We start from the raw sequence: 20,836 nt of genomic DNA, 5'->3' as shown, positions 1-20,836 counted from the left end.
ATGTTAGAAGAAACTGAACAATTAATTGACTCTGAATTGACAATTATAGAAGAAGGTGACGTTGCGACACCTAAGGGCTTTGTAGCAGGTGGAACACACGTGGGCCTTCGTAGAGAAAAGAAAGATTTTGGTTGGCTATTTTCATCAGTTCCAGCTAATTGTGCAGCAGTATATACACAAAATGCTTTCAAAGCTGCACCATTACAAGTTACAGAGGAGAGTATAAGTGTTAATAATAAACTTTCTGCAGTAATCATTAATTCTGCAATAGCAAATGCTTGTACAGGTAAACGAGGTGTTGAAGATGCGAAACAAACTCAAAAATGGGCTGCATCAAAATTACAAATACCAGAACATGAAATTGCAGTTGCTTCAACAGGTTTAATAGGCGAATTTTTACCAATGCAAAAAATAAAGTATGGCGTTAATAATATAGATATACAAAATGATTTTAATTCTGAAAATTTTAATGAATCTATTTTAACAACAGATAAAGAAACCAAGCACATAGCTGTACAAGTGACTATTGATAATGAAGTGATAACAATTGGTGGAACTTGTAAAGGATCAGGTATGATACATCCGAATATGGCTACTATGTTAGGATTTATGACTACAGACGCAAACGTAGAAGTTGAAGATTTAAATAGTTTATTGAAAGAATCTGTTGATGAAACTTTTAATATGATTACTGTTGATGGAGATACAAGTACTAACGATATGGTTATTCTTTTAGCAAATGGTGAAAGTAATAACCAACCATTATGTAAGCAACATCCTGAATGGAATAAATTTGCTAAAGCAGTGCAACATGTAAGTCGATATTTAGCACAAAGTATTGCTAGGGATGGTGAAGGTGCAACGAAATTAATAAAAGTTAAAGTTACTGGTGCCGAAACAAAAGAACAAAACAATATTATTGCTAAAACAATCGTCGGTTCTAGTCTAGTCAAGACGGCTATTCATGGAGCAGATCCAAACTTTGGCAGAATCATTTCAGCAATTGGATATGCTGATATTACGATAAATCCAACTGATATAGACGTATGGCTCTGTGATCATTTATTGGTTAGCAAAGGAATGAATGTTTCATTTGATGAGTTAGATTTAAAAGCTAAAATGGAGCAGGATACTATTGAAATCAATGCTAAGATTGGTGATTCATCCTTTACATCTACAGCATTTGGGTGCGACTTATCTTATGATTACGTGAAAATTAATGCATTATATAGAACCTAATTGGAGGTCTTTAAGTGAAGTATGCAGTAATTAAAATAGGCGGAAGTATATTAAATAATCTTAACAAATCAATAATTGAAGATATTCTCACTTTAAAAAAGCAAAATTATGTACCCATAATCGTGCATGGTGGAGGTCCATTTATAAATAAGCAACTTAGTAAAATAGGAGTTGAAAGTAAATTTGTAGATGGATTACGTGTAACTGATGAGGAAGTGTTGCTACAAACTTCTAGTACATTGATAGGTGAAGTGAATCCTCAAGTAGTATTTCAAATCAATCAATATGAACCATTAGCAATAGGTGTTAATGGAATAGATATGAATTTATTTGATATAGAACCACTTCATCCTAAATACGGTTTTGTTGCAGAATGTTCTTCAGTTAACAAAGCTGCTCTTGAACTTATTTGTTCAAATAGTATCCCAGTTGTAGCTCCTATAGGTATAGATAGTATCAGTGGACAACGATACAATATTAATGCTGATAGTTTAGCTTATAAAATTGCAAGTGAAATGGAAGGTGATTTATTTCTAATAAGTGATATTCCAGGTGTACTCATTAAAGATGAAGTTCAAGCTAACTTAAGTATTAAAGATATTAATAATTATATTGAAACGACTGAAATATATGGTGGAATGATACCTAAAGTTACTGGTGCAATTTCAGCTATAAAAGATGGTTGTAAAAGCGTAAAAATTATTTCTGGATCATCAGAACATGCTTTATTAAAGAGTTCGATATCAAATGAAATAGGTACTACGATTACTTCTTAAAGATATAACAATTCAACATGATGAGTCTGCCAACAAATTCACTATCTTTGTTGGCAGCTTTTTTGTTTATATTCAAGATTTAATTTGTTTTAAATAACTTTAAAATCTAAAACTTTCATATAAATATGTTAAAATATATAAGCATGTTTGATAGTGAGGTGAATCAATTTGAATTTAGATTTATTGAAACAAGAAGTAATAGATTACGCGCATTCTATTGGAATTGATAGCATTGGATTTACAACGGCAGATCCCTTTGATGAATTAAAACAGAAATTAGAAGATTATCACTCAAAGGGCTATGCGTCTGGTTTTGAAGAAAGTGATATTGAATTAAGAACAGTTCCAAAACTCACTTTACCATCTGCAAGATCAATAATTGCTATTGCAGTAGGTTATCCTAATAAATTAAAAGATGCACCTAAAAGTGTAAGAGGTGACAGACGAGGTTTATTTGCACGAGCTTCTTGGGGTCAAGATTATCATACGATTATGAGAAATCGACTAGATAAACTCAGTTTATTCCTACAAGAGAAAGTACCAGATGTAGAAGTGAAATCGATGGTTGATACAGGTGTTCTATCTGATCGAGCTGTTGCTGAAAGAGCTGGCTTAGGATTTGCAGGTAAAAATGGCTTTATTATAAATGAAGATTTAGGGACATGGAGCTATTTAGGTGAGATGTTAGTGAGTATCCCATTTAAACCTGACGACCCGGTTATCGATAGTTGTGGTGATTGTAATATATGTGTAGATCGATGTCCTACTGGAGCATTAGTGGGTGATGGACAATTAAATAGTCAAAAATGTATCAGCTTTTTAACGCAAACTAAAGGATATTTAAAAGATGAATATCGTTATAAAATTGGTAATAGACTATATGGTTGTGATACATGTCAGCAAGTATGTCCAAGAAATAGAGGGATTAACACAGAACAAGATGATATCGTCTTAGAACCTGAAGTCTTGAAGCCTAGATTAGTTCCATTATTAAAAATGTCTAACAAAGAATTTAAGAATAATTATGGACATTTAGCTGGTGCATGGCGTGGAAAGAAACCGATTCAAAGAAATGCAATTGTTGCACTTGCACATTTTAATGAAGAAAGTGCAATACCTGATTTGAAAGATGTTGCATTAACAGATCCTAGACCAATGATAAGAGGTACAGCATTTTGGGCAATTGGACAAATTCAAGGTGAAGAAGCAAGATCATTTATAATGTCGCACTATGAACGTGAAATTGAAGAAGTTCAAGAAGAAATGATAAAAGGATTAGAGATTAGGAGAAAATAAAATATGACAAATCATGTAGTTTTATATCAACCAGAAATACCAGCAAATACAGGGAATATTGCACGTAGTTGTGCAGCAACAGATACAACTTTACATTTAATAAGACCTTTAGGTTTTAGTACTGATGATAAAATGTTAAGAAGAGCAGGATTAGATTACTGGAAATTCGTAAATATTGTTTATTATGATAGTGTTGAAGAATTTTTTGAGAAAACAGAAGGTGGAAACTATTATTTATTAACTAAATTTGGTACACAACCACACACTGAATTTGATTATAGTAGTTTAGATGAAGATCATTATTTTGTGTTTGGTAGAGAAACGACTGGTCTTCCAGATTGGATTAAAGAAAAATATAAAGATACGGCTTTAAGAATTCCAATGAATGAAAATGTAAGATCATTAAATTTATCTAACACTGCTGCAATTTTAATTTATGAAGCTTTAAGACAACAAAATTATCCTAATTTATCATAAAAAAAACTGAGGCCAAATGGTCTCAGTTATTAATTATTTGATTTTAAAGATTCAAGTTCTTTATTTAAATCTTCTTCTTTAAGACCATAGTCTTTAGAATCGCGACCAGCAGTTAACATCGCAGTAATAAATGCTACACCAACCATACAAATTAATAACGTGTTCATTTAATTAGCCCCCTCGTAATGTTATGTTATCTTTATTATAAACGAATTAGGGGAATATTTAAATACATTTTTAAGGAGACATACAAATGGATAATTATATTTTAAAAAATGCACAAGTTTATACTGAAAAAACAAAGATTGAAAATGGATATATCGAAGTGCGTGATGGCTTTATTTATGATATTCAAGAAGGTGACTATAAAGGTAATGCTCGTGTTGTAGATTTAAAAGGACAACATTTGATACCAGGTTTTATTGATATACATATACATGGTGGTTATGGTCAAGATGCTATGGATGCTACTCCAGAAACTTTAAACGTATTATCTGAAAAATTATTATCAGAAGGAACAACAAGCTTTTTAGCTACTACTATGACACAGTCAACAGATGCAGTTAATGATGCATTGGAAAATGTTGCGAAGTATAAACCGCTAGATGAAAAGCGCGCAGAAATATTAGGTGTACATTTAGAAGGTCCATTTATCTCTGAACATAAAGTTGGTGCTCAGAATCCAGCATTTGTTGCAAGACCCACAGTGCAAAAATTTAATGAGTTCCAAGAAAAATCAAACGGGAATATTAAAATAGTAACAATTGCTCCAGAAGTAGAAGGTGCAAAAGAAACGATAAAACATTTAAGCAATGACGTTATTTTTTCTGCAGGACACACAGTTACCGATTATAACGGGATTGAAGAAGCGGTAAATTATGGACTTAAACATGTAACACATTTATATAATGCACAAACAACTTTTACGCATAGAGAACCTGGAGTATTTGGAGCAGCACTGACTAATGAAAGACTAACAACTGAAGTTATTGTCGATGGTGTGCATTCACATCCAGCAGCGGTTAAATTAGCTTATTTGGCAAAAGGTAATGAGAACTTCTGTATTATAACTGATGCAATGAGAGCAAAAGGAATGTCAGACGGAAAATACGATCTTGGTGGTCAAGATGTTTATGTGAAAAATAATGAGGCAAGACTAGAAAATGGTTCATTAGCAGGAAGCATACTTTTAATGAATAAGGGCTTAAAGAACTTGATGGACTTTGCAAACGTGTCACTTGAAGAAGCATGGCGCACAACAAGTTTAAATCAAGCTATACGTTTAAATGTAGATGATAGACTTGGTTCTATTAAAATTGGCAAGCAAGCAGACTTTGTTGTAGTTGATTCAGAATTAAATGTTTTAACTACTATTAAAAAAGGGTATATTATAAATAATGATTAAAGATTAATTTTTTGAAAATAGATAAGTTGAAATGAGGAGTGGACAAAATGGCTTTAAACTTTAAAGTATTTGAAACGAAAGATATCGCTGCACGTTACGCTGCAGATGTAGTTCGCAAACAATTTAATTCAGATAGTACTTCAGTAGTTGGCGTGCACTTAGATGCAGAGAATACAACATTTTTCGATGAATTATTAGATGATGTTAAGAAAAATCCAGTAAACTTTAGTCAAGTACACATTTTAGATTTTGATGGTAAAGAAGATTTTTATACTGAACTAGGTGTACCAGCTAAGCAAGTTTTAAAAACAGATGTTGGTAGTGATGTAGAATCATTCATTAAAGAAAAAGTAAACACTGACAAAAAGAAAAATAAATTGATGTTAGATGTTGTGACTTTAACTGAAGATAGTAGAACTGGATTAGATTATAATCAAGCAATTCATCCAGCTAGAGAAGTCATTGTATTAGTTACAGGTAAAGAAAAAGCAAAAGCAGTTAGCAAGTTGTATGAAGAACCAGCTAACGGCTCAGTTGAATCAGCAAAATTAAAACAACATAGAATGGTAACAGTTATTTTAGACAATGAAGCGGCACAAGGATTGCCAGAAGATGTTAGATCTTACTTCTCAATTCAATTTTCATAAGAAGGTGAATATATTGAATAAACAACCAGAAGAAGAAAATGAAATGGTTCAAGACTTAGAAGATGTAAAAGAACTAGGTAAAGAAATGGAACAAATTTCAGAACAAAATGATGAAGCATATGAAGAAAAAAAAGAAGCACAAGATTCATAAAAATGCATTATATTTTATAGGGAGTGGGATGACGAAATCTTTTTTTAATAGAATAGATTTCGGTTCCACTCCTTTTTTTATGATAATTTAAATTATCTGACAACTGAGAGTTTAAATCATAGGCTGTATAAGATATAATAAAGATGAATAATGAGTGATGACTACAAGGAATAAAGGGGAGTAATTACAATGAATTACAGAATTGAACATGATACATTTGGTGAAATTAAAGTCCCAAGCGATAAGTATTGGAAAGCGCAAACACAAAGAAGTAAACAAAATTTCCCAGTAGGAAAAGAACAAATGCCTATTGAAGTTATATATGGATTTGCTCACTTGAAAAGAGCAGCAGCAATTTCAAACCATGAACTTGGTAAATTATCAGATGATAAAAAAGATGCAATTGTTTATGCAACAGATGAGATTTTAAAAGGAAACCTAGACGATCAGTTTCCATTAGTTGTATGGCAAACTGGTAGTGGTACACAAAGTAACATGAATGTTAATGAAGTTGTAAGTTATGTAGCTAATGAATACTTAAAAGAAAAAGGTTCAGAAGATAGTGTTCATCCAAATGATCATGTAAATATGTCTCAAAGTTCAAATGATACATATCCAACTGCAATGCACGTTGCTTTATATCATGAAATTGAATCTAAATTATTACCAGCTTTAAGTACGTTAAGAAATACTTTTAAAGATAAAGAAGAATCATTTAAAGATATCATCAAAATTGGTAGAACTCATCTACAAGATGCGACACCATTAACATTAGGACAAGAAGTTAGTGGTTGGAGATATATGTTGGATAAATGTGAATCACTACTAAATGAATCTAAAGGTCAATTATTGAACTTAGCAATCGGTGGTACCGCTGTTGGTACTGGTATAAATGCACATCCTGAATTTGGTGATAAAGTTGCTAAACAAATTTGTAAACAATTAGGTTATCCATTTGTATCTTCTGAAAACAAGTTCCATGCTTTAACTGCACATGATGAAGTAGTTTATGTGCATGGTGCATTAAAAGCTTTAGCAAGTGATTTAATGAAAATTGCAAATGATGTTAGATGGTTAGCTTCTGGCCCAAGAGCTGGTTTAGCTGAAATTTCTATTCCTGAAAATGAACCAGGATCATCAATTATGCCAGGTAAAGTAAACCCAACTCAATGTGAAATGTTAACTATGGTTTCAGTACAAGTCCTTGGAAATGATTCAGCAGTAGGTATTGCTGCTTCACAAGGTAACTTTGAATTAAACGTATTTAAGCCAGTTATTTTGTATAATACATTACAATCAATTTATTTATTAACTGATGGTATCGAAACATTTAACAATAATTGTGCTGTTGGTATTGAACCTATCGAGGAAAATATTGATAAATATTTAAATCAATCTTTAATGTTAGTTACTGCTTTAAATCCACATATTGGATATGAAAATGCAGCAGCTATTGCAAAAAATGCTCACAAAAATGGACTAACTTTAAAAGAATCAGCCATTCAATCTGGTCATTTAACAGAAGAACAATTCGATGAATGGATTAAACCTGAAGATATGATAAGCTCTAAAAAATAGTAGCATCTGTAAGACATAAATATTAAGAACACAAAAAGGTGCTATGGCAGCACCTTTTTGTGTATAAATATATAGATTCCTGGAGGAAATTTATGAAAAGAATAGGATTAATAGATATAGGTTCTAATACAATAAGACTTGTTATTTTTGAGTATTCAGTAGAAACAGGATTAAATGAACTACAAAATATTAAAACACCTGCTCGTCTAAGTCAATTTTTAGATGAAGATAAAAATATGAACGAAGAAGGCATTAACGTTTTAGTAGAAACTTTAAATAGTTTTAAAAAAGTAGCTAAAAAATTTCATGTTGAAGAACTTGTCCCTGCAGCAACTGCAGCAGTTAGACAATCAAAAAATGTAGATCAAATAATTGAAAGCGTAAAATCCAAAACTAATCTTGATATCGAAATTATTCCAGAACAAGATGAAGCTTTTTATGGATTTTATGCAGCAACACATACACTAAATATTGAAAACGGTATAACTGTAGATATTGGTGGTGGTTCAACAGAGGTTACTTATTTTGAAAATAAGAAATTAAAAGAAGCGATTAGTTTTCCTTTTGGTGTTGTAACGTTAGAAAAAATGTTTTTCGTGGATAAAGATCACAATGATAAAAATGCGATAAAAAAGTGTGAAAAATTCGTTAAAGAACAATTTGAATCTGAAAAATGGATAAAAGATAAAAAAGTTCCAATTATTGGAATTGGTGGTTCAGCACGAAATAATGCACGTATTCATCAGTCTTTAAATAACTATCCTATTGCGGGGGTACATGGTTATGATATGACTAAAAAAGATTTAGAAGAAGTGTATGATGAATTAAAAAAATCAGATAAAAGTGATTTAAAAGATTTAGATGGATTAAGTAGAGATCGTACAGATATTATTATTCCAAGTTCTATTGTATTTAACACGCTTTATGATATAACAGATGCAACTCGTTTCACTTTTTCTAGAAAAGGGTTACGTGAAGGTTTAGTTATGACAAGGTTGAAAGAAGATTTCCCAAAATCGTTTAATAAAGATAATGTGACTACAGATGCTTTAAGATATTTAGCAAATGAGTATAATATAAATCCTTCTAACGGTAAACAGCGTATGAGATTAGCAGAAGATTTACTTAATAAAGTGATAGAAATAACTGATTTTGAAGTTTCTAATGAAGACAGAAAATTGTTGAAAGAAGCGGCATATTTATACTATTTAGGTGCATTTATTGATGCGGATTCTAGTTCTCAACATACTTATTATATTATAGCAAATTCAAGTATTAATGGATTCTCACATAGAGATAGAGTGAAATTAGCGCTTCTTGCAAGTTTTAAAAATAAATCATTACTTAAGTTTTATGTAAAAGAAACATCTTGGTTTAAAGATAATGAAATTGAACTCATTCAAAAGCTAGGTGGAATAATAAAATTCGCTAATGCATTAAATGTTTCAAATACTGATTGCATAGAAACGTTGGAGTTAATTGACAAGAAAAATGAATTTGACTTAATAGTGGATTATGTAACAGACCCAATTGCAGAAGAATATCAGTCAGAAAGACAGAAAAAACATATAGAAAAGTTACTACCAAAAAAACTTAATATAATATTTACACAAGGTTAACAATTTTGCGTTTTAATGAAACAGTGTCAGTTTTTAAAGATGAATGGAAATAAGTAAAGGGTGAGATAATTATGGAAACGCAAACGAACGGGTTTTATTTAGACAATCCAGAGTACTATAATAATCGAGAGTTAAGTTGGCTTGACTTTAATTATCGTGTTCTTGAGGAAGCGATTGATCCGAACAATCCAATGCTTGAACAACTAAAATTTTTAGCAATTCATAGTTCTAACTTAGATGAATTTTTCATGGTCAGAGTAGCAGGTTTAAAAGACCAAGTGAAAATGAATTTTAATGAACCAGAGAATAAAGCACAATTAACGCCAAAAGAACAACTTACCGGTATAGAAAAGAAAAATAGAGAAAACGTGTATCTTCAATATAAGAGATTTAATGAATTAAAGGATTTATTAAAAACTTATAATATATTTATTACACAACCAGAAAGACTGCCAGAAGATTTAATTGATCAACTACACAATCAATTCAATACTGAAATATTACCAACACTCTCACCATTAGGAATTGATGCTTATAGACCATTTCCTAAATTAAATAATAAAATGCTCAATTTATTTGTTGATATAAAGTTAAATGATGGTGAAATAAAGTCAGCAATAGTACCTGTACCAACATTATTAGATAGAATTATTAAGTTGGAATATGATGGTAAAAAGTATATTGTATTTTTAGAAGATGTCATTTCTTTATTTATTGAACAATTATTTAATGGATTTGAAGTAATAAACACGTATACTTTTAGAGTGACGAGAAATGCTGATTTAACAATCCATGAAGATGGTGCGGAAGATTTATTAATAGAAATTGAAAAGTTTCTAAAAGAAAGAAAAAGCGGTGCAGCAGTAAGACTTGAAATAGATAGTAGACATATTGATACAGAAGTAAAAAGTATGTTTTTAATGAATGAGCTAGAGTTAACTAATAAAGATATATACAGAGTTAATGGGCCATTAGATTTAACTGTATTATTCTCTCTTGTAGGACGATTAGAAGAATTATTCCCTGAATTATTGTACAAACCATATAGACCACAATTACCTTCCTCTTTAAACAAAAATAATGTTTATGATTTAGCTTTAGAAAAAGATGTATTTTTCCATCACCCATATGAATCGTTTGAACCAATTGTAGAATTTATTAAAGAAGCATCAGAAGATCCAAATACACTCGCTATTAAACAAACACTTTATAGGGTGAGCAGTGATTCAACAATCATTCAAGCATTGAAAAACGCTGCCGAGAACGGGAAACAAGTCACAGTATTAGTTGAATTAAAAGCTAGATTTGACGAAGAAAACAATGTTCAATGGGCAAAAATGTTAGAAGATGCAGGGTGTAATGTTATATATGGCATGACTTTCCTTAAAACGCATAGCAAAATAACACTCGTAATAAAAAAAGTAGATGGAAAAGTTATACCATTCGTACACTTAGGTACAGGAAATTATAATGACAAAACAGCAAAAATATATACAGATATGGGTATCATTACTACAAATCCTAAAATAGGTGAAGATGCCATTAATTTCTTTAACTATTTAAGCGGTTACTCTTTGAAACCCGATTATAATGAATTAATAGTGGCACCATTTGAAATTCGTGATTTCTTTGTTGATCATATTGAACAAGAAATAGAATTACACAATGAGCATGGCAATGGACTCATTATAGCTAAGATGAATTCTTTAACTGATAAAAAAGTAATTAAAAAATTATATGAAGCGTCTCAAAGCGGTGTGAAAATCAAACTTATTATTAGGGGTATTTGTTGCTTGAAACCAGGTATTAAAGGGGTAAGTGAAAATATCGAAGTTATAAGTATAGTAGGCAGATTTTTAGAGCATTCTAGAATATATTATTTTCACCATAATAGTGAAGAAAAGATGTACCTTTCCTCTGCGGATATGATGACAAGAAATATGATAAAGCGTGTTGAAATATTATTCCCTATACTTGATCCTAAAGTAGTAAATAGATTAAAAGATATTTTAAACTTACAAATAAATGATGGATTAAAAGGACGTATTCAAAATTCCGATGGTAATTATCAATACAATGATGCTGGTAATAAACACATGAACTCTCAAGAAATGTTGATGGATGAAGCATTATTAGCAGCTAAAGAAATGAGACAATCTCATATAAATATTGGACAGCCTGTAAGAAGTAGAAGAAGAAGTTTCATAAATAAATTTAAAGAAAGATTAAAACGATAAAGCACAAAATATAAAGCCCTCCCAATCCTTGATAACTGAAGGATTGGGAGGGCTGTTTTTATATTAATCGTCTAAAGTAACTGAGATGAATTCATCTTTAAATGGATGTTCGAATTCTATTTTATAACTGTGTAATTTTAATTGTCTAAGTTTACTATTGTTATATAAAGGGTCACCTACGACTGGGTGTCCTATTTCTGCTAAATGTACACGGATTTGGTGTGTTCTACCAGTATCTAATTTCAACTCTACTTCAGCTGTATGTTCATCTAACATATGACTTTCTATAATATGTGTAATTGCTCGTTGACCAGTTGGTGATACACGTCTTTTATTTGGATGGAATTTATCCTTACCTATTGGCATATCTATCGATTGTGGCTTAAGTGGTAACAAACTATCGACTTGAGCTTTATATGTTCGAGTGATTTTTCTATCTTCTAACATATGATCTAATATTTTTTTAGCAATCGGATGCTTTGCTACTAATAATAAGCCGACTGTTTCTTGGTCTAACCTATGAACAGGCTCAGTATAATCTGAATCTAATGTATAAATTACATGATTCATAAGTGTGTTTGCTTCCTTTAAATCGTTTGGATGCGTCTTTACGCCTTTAGGTTTAACAACAATTGCTAAATATTCATCCTCATATTTAACTTCAGCCAATCGATAACTCGATACATACTGACTCGTTTCATTAAGAGTAGGAATGTAAAGTTTATCTCCTTCACTTAATTTATCTCTTAATGTGCTTGCTTGTTCATTTATCGTAATCTCTTTTGACATTCTCAAAAGGTGTAGTTCTTTTTTAGGAAGGTGTAAAGATTTGAACATTTCTTCAATTGTTTGACCTTCATGTTTTGATGGTATTGTTATTTGCATAGTGTCCTCCAGGAATATTTCTCTTAAAATCGGGAAAAATTATATTATAACTAAAAATAAGTTATAATTAGTATAACAAGAAAATTAGATAAGGAGTATCATTCATGTCAAAATCAATCGATAATAATGAATTTAATGTAAGTATTAATACAAGACAAATGACTTTTGAAGATATAGACGAAGTTATTGAACTACAATCTAAATGTTTCCCAGGAATGGAACCATGGGAAAGAGCACATTTAGAAAGTCATTTAAAAATGTTCCCAAGAGGACAAGTAGTTGTTGAATTTGAAGGTGAAATTATAGGTTCATGTTCATCTCTTATAATAAATTTTGATGAATATGATGATAGACATACATGGGATAGTATTACGAATAACGGCTATATAACAAATCATAATGATCATGGTCATAATCTATATGGAATAGAAGTTATGGTTCATCCTGAGTATAGAGGAATGAAAGTTGGCGCAAGATTATACGAAGCAAGACGCGAAATTGCTTATGAACTAAATTTGAAAAGTATTATAATTGGTGGAAGAATTCCAAACTATCATGAATATAGTGATGAACTAACACCAAGAGAATATGTGCAAGGCGTAATTAAACATAGAATTAAAGATCCAGTCTTAACATTTCAATTGATGAATGATTTTACTTTAATGCGAATTAATCCTAATTATTTAAATGATGATGTTAAAAGTATGAAATATGCTACTTTAATGGAATGGAATAATCCTGATTATATCGCACGTAGTAACGTTCATTTTAAAACAAGTGAGCCAGTTAGAATATGTACAGTTAACTATATGATGAGAAAAATTAATTCTTTTGAAGAATTTGCTAATCAAATAGAATATTTCATTGACGTTGCTTATGATGCAGACAGCGACTTTATTGTGTTCCCCGAGCTTTTAACTACTCAATTAATGAGTTTCGATGAGCAAAGTAATCCTGCTGAATCTATTAGAAAATTAACGACTTATACATCTCAATATATAGAGATGTTTAATCAATTTGCTATGAAATACAATATAAATATAATTGGTGGTTCTCATTTCGTAGAAGAAGGAGAAGACATATATAATATTTCTTACTTATTCCGTCGTGATGGTTCTATTGAAAAACAATATAAAATACATGTAACACCTAATGAAAGAAAATGGTGGGGTGTGTCACCTGGTAATGGTGTAGAAGTTTTTGATACAGATTGTGGAAAAATCGCAATACAAATTTGTTATGATAGCGAATTTCCAGAAATGGCAAGAATAGCTACAGAAAAAGGAGCAAAAATAATATTTACACCATTTTCAACTGAAGATAGACAAAGTTATTTACGTGTAAAATATTGTTGCATGGCTAGAGCTATTGAGAACCAAATTTATACCGTAACTTCAGGAACTTGTGGTAACTTACCGCAAACTGAAAATATGGACATACAATATAGTGCTTCAGCAATATATTCACCATCTGATTATGGTTTTGCACGTGATGGCATAGTAGGAGAAACAGGTGAAAATCTAGAAATGGTAGCTATAGGTGAAATAGACTTAGAAGTATTAAGAAGAGGTAGAGAAAATGGGACAGTAAGACATCTTAGAGATAGAAGACATGATGTATATAATGTAACGCACAATCAATAATACTAAAGGTGATGTATATGGAGAAACCAACACGTACAAGTCTCTTAAAAGAAATAGCAGAATTTTTAAATGAAGAGACAGAAATGTACAGCATGATGCATGGAGCTCTCAAAAAATTAGTGAGTGGTAGTAATTTTCATACTGGCTGGATATTTTTTATTGATGAAGAGGGTAAACACGAGTTAGTTGCTGAAGAAGCCTTACCACCAGCACTAACACACAATAAATGCCAATATATGACTGAGGGTACGTGTTGGTGTGTTACTGCATATCAAAATAAAAAGTTAACTAAAGCTTCAAATATTATTTCATGTTCGAGAATTGTGAAAGCTACTAAAGAGCATCACGACAAAACTGATGGTATAACGCATCATGCAACGGTTCCTCTTAGGTCAGGTAATGAACAATTTGGATTATTGAATATTGCTACTCCTAATACGAAACGATATTCTGAAGAAGATTTAGAACTACTAGAATCAGTAGCATTTCAAATTGGTTCAGCTATAAAACGTATTTTTCTAACTGATCAAGAAAAAGAAGCAGCTCGTATTAACGAAAGAAACAGGCTTGCTAGAGATTTACATGATTCAGTTAATCAGATGTTGTTTTCTTTAAAAATAACAGCTCATGCAGCTAAAGGATTAAACGATCAACAAGCAGCTAAGGAAGCTTTCCAAACTATAGAAGATACGAGTCAAAGTGCTGTTAATGAGATGAGAGCACTTATATGGCAATTAAAACCGATAGGCTTAGAACAAGGATTGATTGCAGCAATTAAGCAATATAGCCAATTTATTCATATAGAACCAGAATTTGAAGTAGAAGGTTTAATAGACTTACCTAATACGATGGAAGAAAATATTTACCGTATTATTCAAGAATCATTGAATAATATTAATAAACACTCTGGACAAAAACGTGCAAAAATTTATTTAGAACAAAATAAATATGAATTTAAATCGCGTATAATAGATGAAGGAAGAGGCTTCGAAAATAATAAATTAGAAAATAACCTCTCACATGGTCTTAAAAATATGAAACAAAGAGTTCAATTTATGAAAGGTCGCATAGATATAAACTCTGAATTGAATAAAGGAACGGAAATCATTATATCTATTCCACTATAAATGTTAGGGGTATCACATATGAGTAATAAAATAATCTTAGTAGATGATCATCATATAGTAAGGCAAGGTTTAAGGTTTTTATTAGATACTGTTCCAAACTTTGATATTCTAGCAGACTTTTCAAGTGGGGCATTGTTATTAGATTACTTGGAGAATAATGAAAGTCCTGAAATAGTTCTATTAGATTTAGTGATGCCTGAAATGAATGGTATTGAAATAACTGAAATAGTGAAAAAGAAGTATCCAAATATCAAGATATTAGTTCTAACAAGTTTTTATGATGAAGAACATGTTATATCTGCACTTGATAAAGGAGCAGATGGATATGAAATTAAAGATGTAGAGCCTGAAGCGCTTATACAAACAATTAGAACAGTACTAAATGGAGAGAAGAAAATTCATCCTAAAGTACAGTCGATTATAACTGAAAGTTCTCAAAAACCACATAGAGAAAATAAATTATCGAAGAGAGAACTTGAAGTATTAGCCGAAATGGTCAAAGGAAAAACAAATAAAGAAATTGCAGAAACACTTTTTGTATCTGAAAAAACAATAAAAACACATGTGAGTCATATACTAAACAAACTGAAAGTATCAGATAGAACACAAGCAGCAGTATACGCAATGGAACATCAATTGATAAATTAAAATTTTTAATTTTATACGAGTAAGTATTGAAAAATTCAATACTTACTCGTATTTTATTATTGAATTAAAAATGAATTTAAAAAATAAATTTACAAATTGAAAGCGCTTAAAGTATAATAAGCTACAAGGGAGAAATGATTTTATATTATATAGGGGGTAATTTGTAGATGAAGGTAACAAAAAATTTAACTTTAAAAATCGTAATAGCCTTAATACTCGGTATTGTTGTCGGGTCAATTTTTAATATGTATGCAGGCAGTGGATTTGTTCAAAATACTAATCAGTATGTATTTAATGTACTAGGTCAAATATTTCTTAATTTAATCTTTATGCTTGTTGTACCAGTAGTATTTGTGTCAATTGTGCTTGGAGTAGTTGGTGTGGGTGATCCAAAGTTATTAGGTGGTATAGGACTTAAGACTGTAATATTTTTCTTAACTACTACAGCATTAGCAATTATAATAGCTATGGCATTAGCCTTAGTATTTAAACCAGGTGACGGACATTCAGATTTATTGAATAGTCAAGAAGTAAAAAAATATGGTGAAGAGCAAAAAGCTAAGTCAGGTGATACGGCTGCACCAGAAAATCAAACGTTCGATCAAACATTGATTAATCTGTTCCCTAAAAATCCAATGCAATCAATGGTTGAACAAGATATGCTTCCAATTATTACGTTTGCTATTTTTATTGGTATAGGAATGATTGCACTCGGTACGAAAGTTGAAGGTGTAAGGAAAGTATTTGAGCAGACTAACGATATACTCATGTATATCGTAACAATGATCATGAATTACTTTGCACCAATAGGAACATTTGGACTTGTTGCAACAGCTTTCACTAACGCTGGTTTTGGAGCAATTAAACAACTCGGAATGTACTTCTTTGTAGTGTTATTAGCATTAGCGGTTCACTTCTTTATAGTATATGGTGGCGCTGTTAAAATTCTAGGTGGTAAGAATCCGTTATGGTTCTTTAAAAAATTCTTCCCAGCAATGACTGTAGGATTTAGTTCATCTAGTTCAAATGCAACTTTACCGATATCATTAGAATGTACGAAAGATATGGGTGTAAGAAAAGAAATTAGTTCGTTTGTACAGCCGTTAGGCGCAACCATTAATATGGATGGTACAGCAATTATGCAAGGTGTTGCCACTATCTTTATTGCTCAAGTATCTGGCATAGACTTAACTGTTATGCAAATGATTACTGTTGTTCTTATCGCAGTAATTGCTTCTATTGGAACAGCAGGTGTACCAGGAGTAGGATTAGTAATGTTAGCTATGATATTAACATCAATTGGAATAAACCCAGCAGCAATAGGTATGATCATAGGTATAGATAGACTACTTGATATGACAAGAACGGCTGTAAATATTACAGGTGATGCAGCATGTGCGTTAATTTTATCTGAAAGAGAAAAATCAAAGTTAGCAAAATAATTATAATTTAACGTATTAAAGGGGTAAATTGATATTAAATTCAATTTACCTCTTTTATTTTGTCCTGAAATGTATTATGATGATACTTGTGCTGAAAAAAATCGTGTATTTTTGCAACATATTAAATCAATTAATAATATATATTAAGAAGAAAGGTAGATATAGATGGATAAACAAACATTTACAACGATAATCCAAACAAAATTTAAAATGGTTCGTATTGAGGCAGGTTATACTCAGGATACTATGGCGAATACAGTTGGATTATCTAAAAAGACTTTAGTACAAATTGAAAAAGAGAGAGTTCTACCAAACTGGACAACATGTGTTTCTATATGTGCTTTATTTAGAGATTCAGATGTTTTAAACACAACATTTGGCTGTGATCCATTAGAAGTTATTCAAATTATATCTCGTCATCATTGTGCATACCCTAACCATGACAACACGAGTGATATTTATTGGGTAACACTTGATGCTAAATCAGGATATATTTTACAATCAAACAAAAAAACAGATTTGTATAGAGTATTAAATGAAGAACGCCAACCTATCTTCGGAACTGCTAAGAAACGTGAAGCAGAAACTTATTTCTTACGTAAGACACAATCATTATTTGTATAATATTTGTTAAAAGCTACTTCTTAGATTATTCTAAAGAAGTAGCTTTTTTAGAAGGAGAATTCCAATGTCAACAATTTTAACAATTATAAGCATGATGGTAATTGGTGCGATAATAGGTGGATTCACAAATTTTATTGCAATTAAAATGTTATTCCATCCTTACCACGAAAAAAGACTGTTTGGCTATAAATTGCCATTCACTCCAGGTTTAATACCGAAAAGAAGAAACGAATTATCAGAAAAAGTTGGAGAAATGGTTACAAAGCATCTTCTCACTCCAGAAGTATTTAAAGAGAAACTTGTTAATCCTAGTACACAACATGTTCTAGAAGATACCATTAAAGTTCAATTTGATACATTGAAAAAGAAAAAGTATACTATACAACACTTTGTAGATAGAATTGATTATCCGCTAGAAGAAAAAATTAATAATACGCTTAACACTACAATTCAACAAAAAGTTGATAAATATTATGAAACTCATAAGAATGAACAACTTCAAAGTCTGATACCAGTTGAAATATTTGAACAACTTAGTCAACAAGTTAATCGTGTGACACCAGAAATTTTAACTAAAATTGATGAATATTTATCTTCTGAAAAAGGGGAGCAAGATATTCATTCGATGGTAGAAGAATTTTTTGAGCAAAAAGGGAAAATGGTCGGTATGATACAAATGTTTATGACAACCGAAGAGATAGTGGATAGAGTGAAGAAAGAACTTAAAAATGTCATCAAACAAGAAAAAATTGAAAATATGATTGATTTACAAGTCCAAAAACAATATGAGAAGTGGATGTCTAAACCTTTAGAAGATGTGTTAACAAGTGAAAGGAAAGACAAAGCTAAATTATTAATTGCTGAAGAGTTAACTCATTCTATAAATGTTAATCGCTATTTAAATACACCACTTTACGAGTTAGTACCAAACTTATTCGTTTATATGGAAGGTGAAGGTACTGAGAGATTTATTGAGTATATGATTCGTAAAGTAGGAGACAATATTAGTTTGATACTAGAACGAATGAAATTAGCCGAATTAATAAAAGGTCAAATTGACAGATTTGAATTATCTTACTTAGAAAAATTAGTTATCGAAATTTCTAATAAAGAATTAAAATTAATCACTTTACTTGGTTTTGTATTAGGTGGAATTATTGGATTATTACAAGGAATAATCGCTATTTTTGTATAAGAAGTAGAAGTGTGATACAGTATTATTGGAATTGATATTCTAATACATTTATTTAATATAGGAGCGAATTTATTATGGCAGAAGTAAACATTTACGACAAAGCAAATGAACTAGAACAAACTTTACGTGAAAGTGAAGAATATAACAAAATTAAAGAACAATATGAAAAAGTTAATGCAAATCCTGAAACTAAAAAATTATTCGATGAATTCCGTGAAATTCAATTAGAATTACAAACAAAACAAATGCAAGGCGAAGAAATTTCAGAAGTAGATATCGCTAGAGCTCAAAAATCTGCTCAAGAAATTGAACAAAATGAAACAATCGCTGAATTAATGCAAGCTGAACAAGCTATGAGTCAATTAATTCAAGATTTAAACCGTGTAATCATGAGACCATTAGAAGATATCTATGGTAGCCTTGAAGAAAACCAAGAAGGTTAATATATTATCTTTCTTGTGAACCTTATTAGATACAATCTTGTATCTAATAAGGTTTTTTTATTGTCGTAAGTCTGCTTTCTTGTTCGTCCAATGTATCGTATAGTCTTGGAATATGGTAAAATTAAAGCATTAAAAGTCTTTATAAAATCTGATTATTCTATTGTTTGAGCTTGAATAAAATAATTAAGAATGAGCTAAAATTGAAAGAGGTTAGGTATATGATTAAATTTATACATTGCGCGGATTTACACCTTGATAGTCCATTTAAGTCTAGACATTATTTAAGCCCTTCTATTTTAAACGACGTAAAACAAAGTGCATATAATAGCTTTACAAAAATTGTAGATGAAGCTATTAAAGAACAAGTAGATTTTGTTGTTATTGCAGGAGATTTATTTGATCAAGATAATAGAACGCTTAGAGCAGAAGTGTTTTTAAGAGAGCAGTTTATTAGACTAGAGCAAGAACAAATATTTGTATATATTATACATGGTAACCATGATCCTTTATCTGTAGGTGTTCATACTTTATGGCCAGAGAATGTGACGGTGTTTACTGACAAAGTATCTACATATCAACTGATCACTAGAAATGGTCAAGTTGTTTATTTACACGGATTTAGTTATCAAAAAGATCAAAGTTATGAAAATAAAGTTGATGAATATCCTGAATCAACCGGTAATAAAGGTATACATATTGGTGTATTACATGGTACTTATTCGCAAGCTTCAGACGTAAAGAAAAGATATACTGAATTTAATATTGAAGACTTAAATAGCAAGTTATACCATTATTGGGCATTAGGCCACATACATGAAAGAGCAATGATTAGTGAACTTTCTCAAATACATTATTCAGGTAATATACAAGCTCGCCACTTTAAAGAAAAAGGTGAAAAAGGATATTTGCTTGTTGAAGGTGATGAATCTAAATTACAGGCTACTTTTAAACCAACCCAGTACATACGTTTTGAAAAAGCAATAATAGAAACTAAAGCTCAAGGTAAACATGCTTTATATGAAGCAATTCAAAAATTCAAAGATAGCGTACGTACTGAAGGTAAAGCATTTTACCAATTAGATGTTTATGTTAAACACGATGAAGTACTTAAACAAGATGAAATCAATCAAGTGATACAGCTCATTCAAGAATATGAAGAAAATCAAACAAACTTTATTTTTATAGAACAACTAAATGTCTTTTTTGAACAAGACTCTGAAGTTGCATTAGCAAATGAATTTAACGATGATATTTTACAAGATGAAACCATTCTTGAAAATGCATTAAGTGATTTATATATGAACCCTAAAGCCAATCGTTTCTTAGATCCATACAGTGATGTAGATAAAGAAGCATTAATTGAACGTGGGGAAGCTATTTTAAAAAGAAGAATGAGAGGTTAAA

Annotated in this window: 20 protein-coding genes; 18 read left to right on the top strand and 2 right to left on the bottom strand. The window is 30.8% G+C overall.

Going from position 1 to position 20,836, the window contains the following annotated elements:
- The 4 genes from argJ to trmL all read left to right on the top strand — a co-directional run bounded on the left by argJ (window position 1) and on the right by trmL (window position 3,788).
- Window positions 1–1,239 carry a bifunctional glutamate N-acetyltransferase/amino-acid acetyltransferase ArgJ gene (argJ, locus tag B2G86_RS08240; RefSeq protein ID WP_078357639.1) on the top strand — a complete coding sequence of 413 codons (1,239 nt, stop codon included), beginning with the start codon at window positions 1–3 and terminating at the stop codon, window positions 1,237–1,239.
- Between the two features lie 14 nt (window positions 1,240–1,253).
- The gene (argB, locus tag B2G86_RS08235) at window positions 1,254–2,015 is read left to right on the top strand and encodes an acetylglutamate kinase (protein ID WP_078357638.1); all 762 of its coding nucleotides are present in this window, start codon (window positions 1,254–1,256) and stop codon (window positions 2,013–2,015) included.
- Between the two features lie 168 nt (window positions 2,016–2,183).
- Window positions 2,184–3,311, top strand: coding sequence for a tRNA epoxyqueuosine(34) reductase QueG (queG, locus tag B2G86_RS08230; RefSeq protein WP_078357637.1), 1,128 nt, complete (start codon window positions 2,184–2,186; stop codon window positions 3,309–3,311).
- 3 nt (window positions 3,312–3,314) lie between these two features.
- A complete protein-coding gene (trmL, locus tag B2G86_RS08225) occupies window positions 3,315–3,788 on the top strand; it encodes a tRNA (uridine(34)/cytosine(34)/5-carboxymethylaminomethyluridine(34)-2'-O)-methyltransferase TrmL (RefSeq protein ID WP_078357636.1) in 474 nt (157 codons plus the stop codon).
- 29 nt (window positions 3,789–3,817) lie between these two features.
- Here trmL and B2G86_RS13425 read toward each other — a convergent pair whose 3' ends face one another.
- Window positions 3,818–3,955, bottom strand: coding sequence for a hypothetical protein (locus B2G86_RS13425; RefSeq protein ID WP_016913147.1), 138 nt, complete (start codon window positions 3,953–3,955; stop codon window positions 3,818–3,820).
- 86 nt (window positions 3,956–4,041) lie between these two features.
- Here B2G86_RS13425 and nagA point away from each other — a divergent pair, with 86 nt between their 5' ends.
- The 6 genes from nagA (at window position 4,042) to B2G86_RS08200 (ending at window position 11,425) form a co-directional block, all read left to right on the top strand.
- Window positions 4,042–5,193: an N-acetylglucosamine-6-phosphate deacetylase gene (gene nagA, locus B2G86_RS08220; protein ID WP_078357635.1), complete on the top strand. Its 1,152-nt coding sequence runs from the start codon at window positions 4,042–4,044 to the stop codon at window positions 5,191–5,193.
- 47 nt (window positions 5,194–5,240) lie between these two features.
- On the top strand, window positions 5,241–5,840 hold the full coding sequence (locus tag B2G86_RS08215; RefSeq protein WP_078357634.1) for a 6-phosphogluconolactonase: 600 nt from the start codon (window positions 5,241–5,243) through the stop codon (window positions 5,838–5,840).
- 4 nt (window positions 5,841–5,844) lie between these two features.
- Window positions 5,845–5,991, top strand: coding sequence for an SAS053 family DNA gyrase inhibitor (locus B2G86_RS13315; protein ID WP_239701513.1), 147 nt, complete (start codon window positions 5,845–5,847; stop codon window positions 5,989–5,991).
- A gap of 189 nt (window positions 5,992–6,180) precedes the next feature.
- Window positions 6,181–7,569: a class II fumarate hydratase gene (fumC, locus tag B2G86_RS08210; RefSeq protein WP_078357633.1), complete on the top strand. Its 1,389-nt coding sequence runs from the start codon at window positions 6,181–6,183 to the stop codon at window positions 7,567–7,569.
- Between the two features lie 92 nt (window positions 7,570–7,661).
- Window positions 7,662–9,188 carry an exopolyphosphatase gene (gene ppx / locus B2G86_RS08205; RefSeq protein WP_078357632.1) on the top strand — a complete coding sequence of 509 codons (1,527 nt, stop codon included), beginning with the start codon at window positions 7,662–7,664 and terminating at the stop codon, window positions 9,186–9,188.
- Between the two features lie 71 nt (window positions 9,189–9,259).
- A complete protein-coding gene (locus tag B2G86_RS08200; protein ID WP_078357631.1) occupies window positions 9,260–11,425 on the top strand; it encodes an RNA degradosome polyphosphate kinase in 2,166 nt (721 codons plus the stop codon).
- A 63-nt stretch (window positions 11,426–11,488) separates the two neighbouring features.
- Here the strand turns inward: B2G86_RS08200 and B2G86_RS08195 are convergent, their stop codons facing one another.
- Window positions 11,489–12,310, bottom strand: a complete 822-nt coding sequence (locus B2G86_RS08195; protein WP_078357630.1) for an RluA family pseudouridine synthase — start codon at window positions 12,308–12,310, stop codon at window positions 11,489–11,491.
- Between the two features lie 104 nt (window positions 12,311–12,414).
- Here B2G86_RS08195 and B2G86_RS08190 point away from each other — a divergent pair, with 104 nt between their 5' ends.
- The 8 genes from B2G86_RS08190 (at window position 12,415) to B2G86_RS08155 (ending at window position 20,835) form a co-directional block, all read left to right on the top strand.
- Window positions 12,415–13,953, top strand: coding sequence for a bifunctional GNAT family N-acetyltransferase/carbon-nitrogen hydrolase family protein (locus tag B2G86_RS08190; protein ID WP_078357629.1), 1,539 nt, complete (start codon window positions 12,415–12,417; stop codon window positions 13,951–13,953).
- A 17-nt stretch (window positions 13,954–13,970) separates the two neighbouring features.
- Window positions 13,971–15,080, top strand: coding sequence for a GAF domain-containing sensor histidine kinase (locus tag B2G86_RS08185; protein ID WP_078357628.1), 1,110 nt, complete (start codon window positions 13,971–13,973; stop codon window positions 15,078–15,080).
- An 18-nt stretch (window positions 15,081–15,098) separates the two neighbouring features.
- Window positions 15,099–15,728: a LuxR C-terminal-related transcriptional regulator gene (locus tag B2G86_RS08180; RefSeq protein WP_078357627.1), complete on the top strand. Its 630-nt coding sequence runs from the start codon at window positions 15,099–15,101 to the stop codon at window positions 15,726–15,728.
- A gap of 167 nt (window positions 15,729–15,895) precedes the next feature.
- Window positions 15,896–17,170, top strand: coding sequence for a dicarboxylate/amino acid:cation symporter (locus B2G86_RS08175; protein WP_078357626.1), 1,275 nt, complete (start codon window positions 15,896–15,898; stop codon window positions 17,168–17,170).
- A 165-nt stretch (window positions 17,171–17,335) separates the two neighbouring features.
- Window positions 17,336–17,794, top strand: a complete 459-nt coding sequence (gene xdrA, locus B2G86_RS08170) for an XRE family transcriptional regulator XdrA (RefSeq protein ID WP_078357625.1) — start codon at window positions 17,336–17,338, stop codon at window positions 17,792–17,794.
- Between the two features lie 64 nt (window positions 17,795–17,858).
- Complete coding sequence (locus B2G86_RS08165) at window positions 17,859–18,989, top strand: DUF445 domain-containing protein (RefSeq protein ID WP_078357624.1); 1,131 nt, start codon at window positions 17,859–17,861, stop codon at window positions 18,987–18,989.
- 74 nt (window positions 18,990–19,063) lie between these two features.
- Entirely contained in the window at window positions 19,064–19,432 is a 369-nt protein-coding gene (locus B2G86_RS08160) for a YlbF/YmcA family competence regulator (protein WP_078357623.1), read from the top strand.
- Between the two features lie 218 nt (window positions 19,433–19,650).
- Window positions 19,651–20,835 (top strand): metallophosphoesterase family protein, encoded by a 1,185-nt coding sequence (locus B2G86_RS08155; protein ID WP_078357622.1) that lies wholly within the window; start codon window positions 19,651–19,653, stop codon window positions 20,833–20,835.
- Window position 20,836 lies beyond the last annotated feature (1 nt).

Origin of the sequence: Mammaliicoccus fleurettii, assembly GCF_002018435.1 — a bacterium.
GTDB classification, from domain to species: Bacteria; Bacillota; Bacilli; order Staphylococcales; family Staphylococcaceae; genus Mammaliicoccus; species Mammaliicoccus fleurettii.
This window is presented reverse-complemented; position numbering and strand designations above follow the sequence as displayed.